The following is a 13097-nucleotide window of genomic DNA, read 5'->3' on the forward strand; positions in this document are numbered from 1 at the left end:
GTTTGAACATGATCTGGGGACAACATACTTTTCCGAAGGGTGGTTAACGGATGGATATGAATCAGGTTTTTCTGGAGACAGCGGAGAAGCAATTCTTGTATTACAAGCAGCTCGGGGAAAAAGCTATGGCACAACTGGAGTCCGAGCAATTGTTTCAATCCTGGAATGAAGACGCGAACAGCATTGCGGTAATCGTAAAACATCTATGGGGCAATATGCTGTCCCGTTGGACGGATGTACTGACAACAGATGGTGAGAAACCGTGGCGTGAACGGGACGCCGAATTCGTGAATGATATTACATCCCGGGAAGAGCTGCTCTCCAAATGGGAAGAAGGCTGGAATTGTCTACTCGAATCCATTCGTTCGTTTACCCCGGAGCAATTGTCTCATATCATATATATTCGGAATGAAGGACATACCGTCATGGAGGCAATTATTCGGCAATTGGCGCATTATCCGTATCATGTCGGGCAGATTGTATTTGCCGCGAAAATGCTTAAAGAAACAGCTTGGGACAGTCTCTCCATTCCGAGAAACGGGTCAGATCAATATAACGGCGGCAAATTTGCCAAGCCGAAGGCACGCAAACATTTTACAGAAGATGAACTTCATATAGAAAAAGGTGAGGAGCAACAATGACTCAAATTGCATTGATTCGCCACGGAAGTACAGCGTGGAATAAGGAAAAACGTTCGCAGGGACAGACGGATAATCCGCTGGATCAGGATGGCAGGGAACAGGCGGTATTACTTGCCGCGAGACTGGCTGAGGAATCCTGGGATGCCATCTATGCAAGTGACTTGGAACGTGCAAGTGAGACGGCTCGCATCATTGGTGATCGCTTGGGCATTCAGGAGATTCATCTGGACCCTAGACTTCGCGAGATGGGCGGAGGACAGGTCGAAGGAACGACGGAAGAGGAACGGTTAGCCAAGTGGGGAGCGGACTGGAGTACTCTGGATCTGGGACGTGAGCTTGTAGATGCAGGGACTGTTCGAGGTAGTGCGGTGCTTGAAGATATTGTACGGCAGCACCCCGATGGAAGAGTGATCGTTGTCAGTCACGGAGCCGTCCTGCGGAATACACTGCGAGGACTGGTGCCTGAACTGGATATCAGCGTGAAGTTGTCCAACACATCCATTACCCGGATCGCCAAGAATGAGAATACGTGGCAATGCGAACTGTACAATTGCAGCGTACATTTGGATTCGTCAAGGGAGTCTTAATAGATGGATGCCCTGACGTTAAAACGCTAGCAAACTTTGTGGACAAAGGGGAGATGGCGCATGACTGAAATGACGTATTCATGGACGGAGAAGATCCTATCTCCGCTGAGTGAGACAGCAGTTATCATCCAGTGCGGGGATCAATTGTCTGATGCTGTGCAGCGCAGAGTGATGTCTGTATGTGCTTTGCTGGAAAAAAGCACTCTGCCAGCCATGATTGAATGGGTGCCTTCATACACGTCCGTTACAATATTTTATGATCCGTTCATCTCCTCTTACCCTCAGTTATGCAAGATTCTGCTTCAGCAGTTGAATCAAATGAAGGAATCCGTACAAGACAAACCCAGAACGGTCACGATTCCCGTATGTTACGGTGGCGAGTGGGGGCCTGATCTGGACTACGTTGCCAGTGAACATGGACTGACCCCAGAAGACGTTATTGCGATTCATACATCCGGGGATTATCTCGTACATATGATTGGATTTGCACCGGGTTTTCCGTATCTCGGCGGGTTGTCTGAACAGATTGCTACGCCCAGACGGGCAACGCCAAGGATTCGGGTTGAGGCGGGTACAGTAGGTATTGGTGCTAAACAGACGGGAATCTATCCGGTGGACACACCCGGAGGATGGCAATGTATTGGACGAACGCCACTCCGGTTGTTTCGGCCGGATGAGAACGTACCTAGTTTGCTGGCAGCAGGTGATCGGGTTCGATTCGAACAGATTACGATGCAGGACTATCTGGCGTTGAAGCGGAAGGAGGGCGAACGATGAGTATTGAAGTGATTCGCCCTGGCCTGTTATCTACCGTTCAGGATGAAGGCAGAGCCGGCTATCGCCGGTATGGTATTCATCCTGGCGGGGTCATGGACACCTTTGCAGCCAGAGCAGCCAATATGCTTGTGGGCAACTCCCGACATGCAGCAGTGCTGGAGATGACGATGACGGGGCCGGAGCTTCGATTTCAGGAGAGCCAGCTTATCTCACTATGTGGAGCTGATTTGACGGCAACGGTGGATCATCTGCCTGTACCTTTGTGGCGTCCTGTGCTGGTGCGGGCTGGAAGTGTACTGAAATTTGGCCCATGTCGTCATGGTTTGCGTGGATATCTGGCGATTGCGGGTGGAATAGCTGTGCCTGAAGTGATGGGCAGTCGAAGTACAGACCTCAAGACAGGTCTTGGCGGTATGGATGGGCGAGCCTTGCGCGTGGGGGATCTGTTATCCAATGGTGAACCTTCAGCCGATGCGCGAGTATGGATGCAGCGTACGGAGCATCAGGTAAAGGAGAGTGAGCGGGACCACCGAATATTGGCGCCTGCGTGGCTTTTATCTGAACGTGAAAGACCTGACTATTATGGGCAACCTGTTATTCGTGTGATGGAGAGCAAGGATAGTTCGCTGTTCAGCCAAGAAAGTCTGGGACAATTCTATGCCGAAAAATACGTGATCACTTCGCAATCCGATCGGATGGGCTATCGCTTGCAAGGCTCCATACTGGAGCTGGATCAGCCTCTGGATCGGCTGTCTGAAGCCGTTACCTATGGCACGGTGCAGGTGCCACCGGATGGTCAGCCCATCATCTTGATGGTGGACCATCAGACGATTGGAGGTTATCCTGTCATTGCACAGGTAGCTCGGGTGGATATGCCAATCCTGGCTCAGGCTAGGCCAGGAACCCGAATTTCTTTTAAAAAGATTACGGATGATCAAGCCTGTCAGTTGTACATGGAACAGGAACGCAACATGCAGCTCATCGATAAACTGATACGCAGGAGAATGGCAGGAATGGGGGGCGCTTAATGAATACCTCGAAAACCTTGGATATCAATTGTGATCTGGGCGAAAGTTATGGTATGTATCGCACGCTATCCGATGAGTCCATTCTACCCTTGATTACATCAGCCAATATTGCCTGCGGGTTTCATGCAGGAGACCCGGCTACAATGCGGCTGACGGTAGAGAGGGCATTGGAGCATCAGGTGGCAATTGGAGCCCACCCCGGGTTGCCGGATTTGCAAGGGTTTGGCAGAAGACGTATGGACATTACGCCACAGGAAGCATATGACATGGTGGTGTATCAGATTGGTGCGCTGGATGCCTTTGTCCGGGCAAGCGGAGGGCGAATGCATCACGTAAAACCACATGGTGCCTTATACAATATGGCCGCAGAAAATGCGAAGCTTGCTGAAGCCATCACCGAGGCGATCTATCAAGTACAGCCTGAACTGTATCTGTATGGTCTGGCGGGCAGTGAGCTGATTCATGCCGCGGATCGCATCGGTCTGCGTAGTGTGAGCGAAGTGTTTGCGGATCGAACCTATGGGACGGACGGAAAGTTAACTCCTCGCAGCCAAGCTGGAGCCCTCATTGAAGAATCGGGACAAGCGATTGCTCAAGTGCTCCAGATGGTAAAAGACGGAGTAGTTGTATCCACGGATGGTACATTGGTTCCCATCAAGGCAGAGACGGTCTGTATCCACGGTGACGGAGCAAACGTTCTCGCATTTGCTCAAGAGATTCGTCGTGTGTTGGAATCGGAAGGCATTAAGTTATCTGCGCATACCACGGGATGATACCCATGTTCAGCAGAACAACAGTAGTATCAGGTTGTTAGGATTGAACTTTGAAATTTTGGAATGACAAGGAGTGAATGAACAGAATGAAACCCATACGCAACTCGGCAAAGGCTGTCATTGTGCAGGATGGACGATTGCTGGTCATCCGGCTGGAAGGCCAATATGGTACCGCTTATGTGTTCCCAGGTGGAGGACAGGAGAAAGGTGAAGAACTCAAGGATGCGGTCGCGCGCGAATGTCTGGAGGAGATTGGTCAGGCCGTGAACGTGGGAGAGCTATTACATATCCGGGAGTATATCGGTAAAAACCATGAATTCGCCGAGTGGGATGCAGACATCCACCAGGTTGAATTTTATTTTGCGTGTAGCTTGAAGAATCCTGAGGCAACCGTTTTTGAAGGCTCCAATCCAGACGACCACCAAGTCGCCGTGGAATGGATTGCAATTGATGAGCTGTCCCAGATTCGTTTATATCCAAAAACGATTGGCGAATTGCTTCTTAAATCAGGCTCTTCTTCAATCTATCTTGGAGATCTGAATTAAATTAGCCATGAAGAAATATCGTGCTAACCCCGGTATGTAAACATTTTTATAAATAACTTTTCCAATTTTGTCACGTTAACGTATCGGTTCATGGATTCACCATAGGTGAGGTGGGTACACTATAAGTACAGGCTTATTACAGAAGCATTTGCATTAAGCTGTCTCTAGTAATAAGGGATTAATGTCATTAAAGACAAAGAGATAGTAATAACTACACGTCTCTTGTACTTTTTATTATCCACCCTTAATTGGGAGAACGGTAGACGTAGTGGAGGGGACGGAATCGATTCTGAGGAAGCAAAGCGTTCGCCTTTATCACCGGATTTTTCCCTTGAGAAAAGGGAATCAAAAAAATCTGGGGATAACAGCGATCCAAAGAACGATCCGTACCCGGAACGGCCGCCTACAACGTTCTTCAAATATCCCCCAAACCGAAAGGAGCACTTCCCATGAACCAGACTGAATTGGAACAAAACATTGTAAAAGCATTGGAAAACAACCCTTTTTGCAGCTTCTCCACTGTGGAGAATGGTAAACCGAAATCCCGCTATATGGCGCTTTTCAACGATGGACTGAACATTCATCTGGCAACGAACCGTCGTACACACAAAGTAGAGGAACTGGAGAATAATCCGAATGTTAGCCTTCTACTTGGTTATGAGGCTGGTGGTTCCAAGGAAGTGGTTGAGATTGAAGGAACCTGTGAAGTGACGAAGAACGAAGGCTTGCGTGAGCAAGTGTGGAACGACGAACTGAAGGCCTGGTTCGATGGACCTAACGATCCGAACTATGTCATTCTGGACATCACCCCGGCTCGTATTGAATACACGGGGAAAGATCATGAACATCATGTGTGGGAACAATAATCCGAATATGAACATAACCTCTGCAAAGTAGCGTCCTTATGCGAAAATACGCGCAGAGTTTGATCCAACCGTGAAGGCCATTAAGGTTTCACGGTTTTTGGTATGGATGAATAACGCTGAATTGGATATACATGTAAGGCACATGTAATATACGTATTTTAAAGATAATAAGCACTATATACCTACTAAAATGTTGAAAAAAATGTCGAAATCACGCATGATAATGTAAACTCGCCTAGGTATGTGCGGGTAATGTAAAAATAATGCTTTTCAATGGCTGGACATTGCGTTATGATTTGGAATGTAAACGGCAAGCACAGACATAAATAGATGTTCATGTGAGATAAACTTACCTGAAGTTCCGATGCATGTCATCTGAGCATCAGTACGCACAACCCATGAAATCTATCTTTTTTCTGCGCTCTTCGTTTGCCCATTCATGCATGATTCAATGTACATAACCGGGAGGGGTTATTTTGAAAACGAGTAAAAAAGTATTATCAAGCCTGACTGCCGCTTTGGTTGCATTAAACGTGCTTGCAGTATTTCCGGTACCAGTATCGGCTGCGGATGCTGCCAAAGTTAAACTGCGGATCATGGAGACAACAGATATTCATGACAATCTGATTAACTACGACTATTATTCCGACAAAGAGACAGACCAGTATGGACTCGCCAAAACAGCGACACTGATCAAAAAAGCGCGTGATGAAGCCAAGAACAGCTTGCTGTTTGACAATGGTGATCTGATCCAGGGTAACCCGCTGGGAGACTATGTTGCGAAGATTGATCCACTGAAAAAGGGTGAGACTCACCCTGTATATAAAGCGATGAATTTGCTCGATTATGATGCAGGTAACATCGGCAACCATGAATTCAACTATGGTCTGGACTTCCTGGACATGACACTGGAGGGAGCAAACTTCCCTTACATTAATGCCAATGTCTATGTAGATGATGGTGATGATGATGAGACAAATGACAAGAACTATTTCACACCGTATGAGATTTTGGATAAAAAGGTAACGGATGAGACTGGCAAAGAACATACGATTAAAGTGGGTGTGATCGGATTTGTACCACCACAAATTATGCAGTGGGATAGCGCTAACCTTGAAGGCAAAGTAATCGCCAAGGATATTATTGCTACCGCGAAAAAATTCATTCCGAAAATGAAAGCCGAAGGTGCCGACATTATTGTAGCCATCCCTCACTCCGGATTTGAGGATATTCCTCAAACGGATCTGATGGAGAACTCCGTATTGTACCTGAGCCAGGTAGAAGGCATTAATGCCATTTTATTTGGACATGCTCACAAAGTATTCCCAAGTGCTGATTTTGCCGGCAAAAAAGGGGTAGACCTTGAGAAAGGTACAATTAATGGCGTTCCTGCTGTAGAGCCAGGGTTCTGGGGTGATCATCTTGGTATCATCGACCTGGATCTGGAGCTGGTTGATGGCAAATGGAAAGTGGTAGATTCCAAAACGGAAGCACGCCCAATCTATGACACAGCCAACAAAAAGCCATTGGTAGATGCGGATCAGGATATCATTGATGCGGTTCATGAAGAGCATGAAGGTACATTGGAGTATGTTCGTGGTCCGGTGGGCGAGACGACTGCTCCTATTAACAGCTTCTTCGCTCTGGTACAGGATGATCCATCCATTCAGATCGTAACGAATGCACAGAAATGGTATGTCGAAAAACATATGCAAGGTACGGAATATGAGAAAATCCCTGTATTGTCCGCAGGTGCACCGTTCAAAGCAGGTGGACGTTCAGGCGCTTCGTATTACACGAATATCCCTAAAGGCACCATTGCCATCAAAAACGTTGCTGACCTGTACGTATATCCAAATACGGTACATGCTGTAATGGTTAACGGTGCGGAACTGAAAGAATGGCTGGAATGGTCTGCAGGCCAGTTCAACCAGATCGACCCGGCTAAAGGTGGACAACAACAACTGATCAACAACGACTTCCCAACGTACAACTTCGATGTTATCGATGGTGTAACGTATCAGATTGATGTGACCCAACCAGCCAAATACGATAGCAAAGCTACGATTGTTAATGCATCCGCAAGCCGGATCAAGGACCTGAGCTTTAACGGCAAACCGGTTGACCCAGCACAAAAATTCATTGTAGCGACAAATAACTACCGTGCTTCTTCATCCAAACTGGCTAACCCGGACGGCAAACGGATCGTTCTGGCTGCACCGGATGAGAACCGTCAAGTGATCATCGACTACATCCGTGAGAATAAAACGATTAATCCGGCAGCGGACGGCAACTGGTCCCTGGCACCAATCAAACCATCTGCTGGGTTAACGGCAGCAGCGCTGAACGATCTTGAAGTTGTGTTTGCTTCTTCCCCGGATGCGAAAGATCTGGTTGAAGCGAACCCGGCGATGTCTTTCATTGGTACAAATGATGATGGTTTTGCTGAATACGGAATGAAATTGACTGGAGAAGCAACAACAACTCCGAAACCAGGTACGGAGCCTGCTCCTACGCCTACAAAGCCAACTAAACCTACGGAGCCGACTACTCCAACCAAACCAACGACCAAGCCACAGCCTGAGAAATCAGCGGGCAGCAAAGTGGTATATGTCGTGAAAAAAGGCGATAACTTGTACCGTATCGGCTTAAAATATGGTGTGGACTGGCGCAAGATTGCCACATTTAACGTAATTCCAGATGTGCATAACCTCAAAGTTGGACAGAAAATCGTGATTCCCGCTTCTTAAAGTTTAATAAGCGGTGAGGAGAAGACCGACAGTCATCAGACTGTCGGTCTTTTTTCTGCAAATTTGAATATATTTGTTCCAAGAACCGTCATACAGGAAGTCATCAAAACAGTAGAGATTAATTTTAAGACCCATGATATAATATTTACAAACTTTGGGTATATACAAGTGAAATCTAATGGACATGGAATCTAAATTGGCAAGGGGGGTCCTACATGAATTGCAGTGGCTGCAGTCCAATCTATCCTATAGAGGGCCAAGGTACCTTGTACTTGCGTCCCATTTCCCCCGCTTTGCTGGAAGCGCTACAAATGCCGGGAAGACTTATCGAGACGTCGGATGACATGATGTGGATGCATTTTTCGAATCTGGAGACGGTTCAGAGCTTAATAGAAAAGATCGGCGAAATGGATCCGACATTACGTGATTCCCTAACTGTTCAGATTATGCCTATATACGAACAGGCTAATGAAGAAAGCTGGATTAGTCTAACCATGCAGGAGTCCCGTTTCAAGCATGCGGAGCTGGTTTCCATTATTCTGGAGCATCAATTCAGCAGTCATATGCAACCCATCGTTGATGGATCAGAGCAGATTATCGGATATGAGTTTTTGCTTCGTCCTGCCGAGAATGGAAAATCCTTCAGTTCCTATGAATTATTTGAAGTTGCGCGTGAGACTGGGCTGCATTCTTTTCTGGATCGATTGGCGCGTATTACGGCTATTGAGACCAGTGCCCTTTTTCTGCCGCATGGTGTCAAACGCTTCGTAAATTTCCTGCCTTCCTCCATATACAATCCCGAATATTGTCTGACACATACGTTTGAAGCGATTGAACGCCTTTCGCTGGACCCTAAAGATTTTGTGTTTGAAGTCGTGGAAACAGAGCAGATTCAGCATATGCCCATCTTGCAGCAAATATTTGAGGTGTATCGCTCCCGTGGAATGTCTGTTGCACTGGATGATGTGGGTGCCGGATATTCAACAATAGAGTTGATGAATCGGTTAGAACCGGATTTTGTCAAAATAGATCGAAGTCTTATTGACCGTTGTGATCAGGATTCGACCAAACAAGAGAAAATTCTTCACATTGTTGAGATGTCGAGTCGATTTGGTGGGCAAGTCCTTGCCGAGGGGATCGAACGGATGGAAGAGTTTGAATTCTGTCGTTCCATAGGTATTGAGCTTGCACAGGGCTACTATTTTGGTAAACCCTCGGCACAACCCCCAGGCGGTCCATACTCCAATACTTCATCTAATTCATGGAATAATTAGTAACCTGTACCTTGTACAAGTCGCTTCTGATCAGAGGTGGCTTGTTTGGCGTGTCTGCACATTTTTCTCTCAAATAAATACCCTCATTTAACCGATATATAAGATAAGCCTTTTAGATTGATCCATACATACAAAGAAAGAGGGCTTTTTACATTTAGAGGGGGAGAAAGACATGAGTGAAACTCAGGATAATAAACCAATGAAAGCAGCAAAACCTGCCAAACCAAAACATAATCAAAATAAAAAGAAGAAAAAGAAAGGTTTTGTCTGGAATATCAGGAACAAACTATTGGTCTCCTTCCTGGCCGTACTGCTCCTGCCAAGCTTGGCAATCGGCTTGATCACACTAACGATGGCTGAAGATGGCGTACAAGGACAATTAGTGGATAGTGCCATGCAAAGTGTGAGCACTGCCAATACCATTGTAGAAAGTCAAGTGAATTACAAGATTCATGATATTAACTATTTCGCGGATGCCCTTGATCCGAGCCTGGTCAAAGGAGAGAACGATAGTCCCGAGCTTCAGGTGAAGCTGGAGCAATATCTGGGTTTGCATCCCGATGCCATGAACATTTTTGTTGGAACAACGGACGGAGTCATGGTTCGAGGTAAAGCAAAAGCAAGCAGTACGCGGGGAGATGCATATGATCCTAGGGAGCGGGAGTGGTACAAATTAGCGATGGAAAAGCCAGGTACAGCCGTTGTATCAGCGGTGTCTGTTAATACCGATGGCGTTGCCGTTGTATTTATCTCCAAAACATTAAAAGACCAATCCGGTGTTGTCGGTTTGTCTATGGATCTAACAGATCTGCAAGAACAAGCATCCATTAAGGTGGGTAAAGAAGGCTACGTCATTATTATGGATGCAAACAAAAACTATGTCGTTTCCCCTATAGCAGATGCAGGTACACCGGAAACGAGCGGCTTGCTGGATGAGATGTATGAAGGTCCAGAAGGTCAATTCGATTACGTGTACAACGATCAGCCGAAGATGATGATTTTCTCAACAAATGAAGCAACAGGCTGGAAAATTGCCGGCACGATGTTTAAGAGTGAAATAACCAATGCGAGTAAGGATATTCGTATGGCCACATTTATTGTTATTCTGGCGGCTACGTTCCTTACGCTCCTCTTTATTATCTGGTTTACACGCTCCATGCTGCGTCCAATTAAACGACTGCAGGAATCTGCCAGAGCCGTAAGTAAAGGTGACTTGACCGTGAAAATGGAAACAGGGCGTAAAGATGAAGTTGGAGAACTGGCGAAGTATTTTGAACGAATGGTCGATAACCTGCGGATGATGATTCTGGGCGTACAGGAAACGACAGAGCAGGTATCTGCTTCTTCTCAAGAGTTGTCTGCCAGTGCAGAACAAACCACCAAAGCGATTGAACATTCAACACAGGCCATTCAGGAACTGGCTGAAGGTGCAGAGCAGCAGGTAAACAGCGTGAAAGACGGATCTGGACAGATGAGCCGAATGGCAGAAGATGTTCGAATGATGTCGGAGCGTGTGCAATCAATTACGGCGAATATGCGGAATACGTCCGGAGCAGCATCTTCTGGTAATGAGGCAGCAGGACAGGCTGTTGAGCAGATGAACAGTATCCAGGAAACAGTGGAGCAGCTGGGGACGGTGGTTCAATCTCTGAATGCCCGTTCCGTTGAGATTGGTAGCATGGTTGATGTCATTGCATCCATCTCCAAACAAACCAACTTGCTCGCATTAAATGCTTCTATTGAAGCGGCAAGAGCGGGGGATGCGGGTCGTGGGTTTGCAGTTGTTGCCGGTGAGGTACGCAAACTGGCAGAAGAATCCGGAAGTTCGGCAGCGCAGATCGGTGAGGTGGTTCATAATATCCGTCAGGACATGGATGCCGCTCTGATCGCCATGAATGCAGCACAGACTCGGGTGGGAGAAGGAATTCAGGCTGTGAATACATCAGGACAATCCTTTGCCCAGATTCGGGAGGCGGTGGAAGATGCTGTTCATACATTGGATGACTTGTCCGCAACAACGAAGCAACTGGAGAGTGGTGCATCCCACGTTGCCAAGGCGATGAGTGATATTTCGAGTGTAACCCAGGAATCGGCTGCAAATACAGAATCTGTGTCTGCATCTTCGCAAGAACAACTGGCATCGGTAGAAGAGATAGCATCATCGTCGGCACATCTGAACAGCATGGCGGAACAATTACAAGGACTGCTTGGCATGTTCAAGATGGTAGAGGACACACCGAAGGATAAGGGCAAAGAATAAAATCTAACATTGGAACGCCATAATTCACCACATCTTTTATAATAGAAGAAAATAAAGATAGACAATGTTCCTGTTGCCCTGTATAAATATATCGTCTGGTTATCCTGCGCGTATAGCGGTGTAATCTTACAAAACAAGATCGAATTAACGAAATAATATATTGATACAGGATACAGCAGGAGGCTCTATGGTATACGTAGCAATACTGATTTTTGTAGTGACGATCACCTTGGTGATCTGGCAACCTCGTGGATTGGGTATCGGTTGGACTGCTTCTGGCGGGGCATTGCTTGCTCTGCTGTGTGGGGTTGTCAGCTTAAATGATGCCTCGGATGTAGCATCCATTGTATGGAATGCAACGCTGGCTTTTGTCGGCATTATTATGATTTCTCTTATTCTCGACGAGACGGGTTTCTTCGAATGGGCTGCCCTTCATATGGCAAGGCTGGCTGGAGGAGACGGTCGCAGACTGTTCTTCTACTCCATTCTGTTGGGAGCCGCGGTGTCTGCTCTGTTCGCGAATGACGGTGCCGCGCTCATTCTGACGCCAATTGTGCTGGCAATGGTGCGTGCATTGAAGTTTGATGAGCGCATGGTGCTGGCTTTTGTGATGGCAAGTGGATTTATCGCCGATACCACATCGTTACCGCTGGTCGTCAGCAATCTGGTTAACATTGTATCGGCCGATTTCTTTGGTATTACCTTTGTGGAGTATGCGGTGCGCATGGTTGTACCCAATCTGTTCTCCATCGTAGCGAGTACGGGGATGTTGTTTTTGTTCTATCGCAAAAGCATCCCCCTTCGCTACGACATCTCCGCGGCACGTGAGCCGAAGGAAGCGATACGTGATCCACGGATGTTCCGAATCGCCTGGTTCATGCTTGGGCTGTTATTGGTTGCCTATGCATCCAGTGAGTTTCTGCCGATTCCCGTGTCGGTTATCGTTGGCTCCGTTGCGTTGCTGTTCGCTTTATTGGCACGCAAGAGCGAGGCTGTTGATCTGAAACGGGTAATTAAGGAAGCGCCATGGTCGATTGTGGTGTTCTCCGTGGGCATGTATATCGTCGTATATGGACTGCGTAATGCAGGGTTAACGAATCATCTGAGCCGCTGGCTGGATGCCATAGCAGAGCATGGTTTGCTGGCAGCTTCGCTCGGGATGGGCATTATCGCTGCTGTATTATCATCGGTGATGAACAACCTGCCGACCGTGTTGATTAACCTGCTAGCCATCCAGGGCGCACATACCGAAGGTATCATTCAAGAAGCATTGATCTATGCCAATGTCATTGGTTCTGACCTGGGTCCCAAAATGACCCCGATTGGATCACTTGCCACATTGCTGTGGCTGCATGTGTTATCCCGTAAAGGTGTGAAGATCACATGGGGGTATTATTTCAAAGCAGGCATCATCCTGACGATCCCTACATTGTTAATTACCCTGGCCGGGTTGGCATTGTGGTTATGGATTCTGGGTTAGCAAAATTAGATTTTACATTGAGTATGAATAAGATAATCTTTTGCAATGTAAAAGGCTGCTCTCACAGCTGGTGCTACGCACTGGCAGCGAGACAGTTTTTTTATTTCCTGCTTTTG

11 protein-coding genes are annotated in these 13097 nt (G+C 47.0%); all 11 read left to right on the forward strand.

The genetic code is table 11. The features are described from left to right. The first annotated feature begins 50 nt into the window (after nucleotides 1-50). The 11 genes from MKY92_RS02380 to MKY92_RS02430 all read left to right on the forward strand — a co-directional run bounded on the left by MKY92_RS02380 (nucleotide 51) and on the right by MKY92_RS02430 (nucleotide 12981). Complete coding sequence (locus MKY92_RS02380; RefSeq protein ID WP_339298960.1) at nucleotides 51-641, forward strand: DUF1572 family protein; 591 nt, start codon at nucleotides 51-53, stop codon at nucleotides 639-641. Then, nucleotides 638-1228 (forward strand): histidine phosphatase family protein, encoded by a 591-nt coding sequence (locus MKY92_RS02385; RefSeq protein ID WP_339298961.1) that lies wholly within the window; start codon nucleotides 638-640, stop codon nucleotides 1226-1228. The genes MKY92_RS02380 and MKY92_RS02385 overlap by 4 nt, the downstream gene beginning before the upstream one ends. Nucleotides 1229-1288: 60 nt before the next feature. After that, nucleotides 1289-2005, forward strand: coding sequence for a 5-oxoprolinase subunit PxpB (gene pxpB / locus MKY92_RS02390; RefSeq protein ID WP_339298963.1), 717 nt, complete (start codon nucleotides 1289-1291; stop codon nucleotides 2003-2005). Further along, a complete protein-coding gene (locus MKY92_RS02395; RefSeq protein WP_339298964.1) occupies nucleotides 2002-3033 on the forward strand; it encodes a biotin-dependent carboxyltransferase family protein in 1032 nt (343 codons plus the stop codon). Before pxpB ends, MKY92_RS02395 begins: the two co-directional genes overlap by 4 nt. Beyond that, nucleotides 3033-3806, forward strand: coding sequence for a 5-oxoprolinase subunit PxpA (locus MKY92_RS02400; protein ID WP_339298965.1), 774 nt, complete (start codon nucleotides 3033-3035; stop codon nucleotides 3804-3806). The genes MKY92_RS02395 and MKY92_RS02400 overlap by 1 nt, the downstream gene beginning before the upstream one ends. Nucleotides 3807-3892: 86 nt before the next feature. Next, entirely contained in the window at nucleotides 3893-4351 is a 459-nt protein-coding gene (locus MKY92_RS02405) for an NUDIX domain-containing protein (RefSeq protein WP_339298966.1), read from the forward strand. 449 nt (nucleotides 4352-4800) lie between these two features. Beyond that, on the forward strand, nucleotides 4801-5217 hold the full coding sequence (locus MKY92_RS02410) for a pyridoxamine 5'-phosphate oxidase family protein (RefSeq protein WP_017690978.1): 417 nt from the start codon (nucleotides 4801-4803) through the stop codon (nucleotides 5215-5217). Nucleotides 5218-5693: 476 nt separating this feature from the next. Next, nucleotides 5694-7967: a bifunctional 2',3'-cyclic-nucleotide 2'-phosphodiesterase/3'-nucleotidase gene (locus MKY92_RS02415; protein ID WP_339298967.1), complete on the forward strand. Its 2274-nt coding sequence runs from the start codon at nucleotides 5694-5696 to the stop codon at nucleotides 7965-7967. A gap of 215 nt (nucleotides 7968-8182) precedes the next feature. Then, nucleotides 8183-9241: an EAL domain-containing protein gene (locus tag MKY92_RS02420; protein ID WP_339298969.1), complete on the forward strand. Its 1059-nt coding sequence runs from the start codon at nucleotides 8183-8185 to the stop codon at nucleotides 9239-9241. A gap of 172 nt (nucleotides 9242-9413) precedes the next feature. Continuing rightward, entirely contained in the window at nucleotides 9414-11501 is a 2088-nt protein-coding gene (locus MKY92_RS02425) for a methyl-accepting chemotaxis protein (protein ID WP_339298971.1), read from the forward strand. 187 nt (nucleotides 11502-11688) lie between these two features. Beyond that, on the forward strand, nucleotides 11689-12981 hold the full coding sequence (locus tag MKY92_RS02430; protein ID WP_339298972.1) for an arsenic transporter: 1293 nt from the start codon (nucleotides 11689-11691) through the stop codon (nucleotides 12979-12981). Nucleotides 12982-13097: the final 116 nt, after the last annotated feature.

Origin of the sequence: Paenibacillus sp. FSL R5-0623, from assembly GCF_037974265.1 — a bacterium.
Classification (GTDB): Bacteria; Bacillota; Bacilli; order Paenibacillales; family Paenibacillaceae; genus Paenibacillus.

Coding starts and splice junctions, on each gene's coding strand:
- MKY92_RS02410 (WP_017690978.1), top strand. CDS start 4,801: ATGAACCAGACTGAATTGGAACAAAACATTGTAAAAGCATTGGAAAAC.
- MKY92_RS02425 (WP_339298971.1), top strand. CDS start 9,414: ATGAGTGAAACTCAGGATAATAAACCAATGAAAGCAGCAAAACCTGCC.
- MKY92_RS02405 (WP_339298966.1), top strand. CDS start 3,893: ATGAAACCCATACGCAACTCGGCAAAGGCTGTCATTGTGCAGGATGGA.
- MKY92_RS02385 (WP_339298961.1), top strand. CDS start 638: ATGACTCAAATTGCATTGATTCGCCACGGAAGTACAGCGTGGAATAAG.
- MKY92_RS02395 (WP_339298964.1), top strand. CDS start 2,002: ATGAGTATTGAAGTGATTCGCCCTGGCCTGTTATCTACCGTTCAGGAT.
- pxpB (WP_339298963.1), top strand. CDS start 1,289: ATGACTGAAATGACGTATTCATGGACGGAGAAGATCCTATCTCCGCTG.
- MKY92_RS02400 (WP_339298965.1), top strand. CDS start 3,033: ATGAATACCTCGAAAACCTTGGATATCAATTGTGATCTGGGCGAAAGT.
- MKY92_RS02430 (WP_339298972.1), top strand. CDS start 11,689: ATGGTATACGTAGCAATACTGATTTTTGTAGTGACGATCACCTTGGTG.
- MKY92_RS02420 (WP_339298969.1), top strand. CDS start 8,183: ATGAATTGCAGTGGCTGCAGTCCAATCTATCCTATAGAGGGCCAAGGT.
- MKY92_RS02380 (WP_339298960.1), top strand. CDS start 51: ATGGATATGAATCAGGTTTTTCTGGAGACAGCGGAGAAGCAATTCTTG.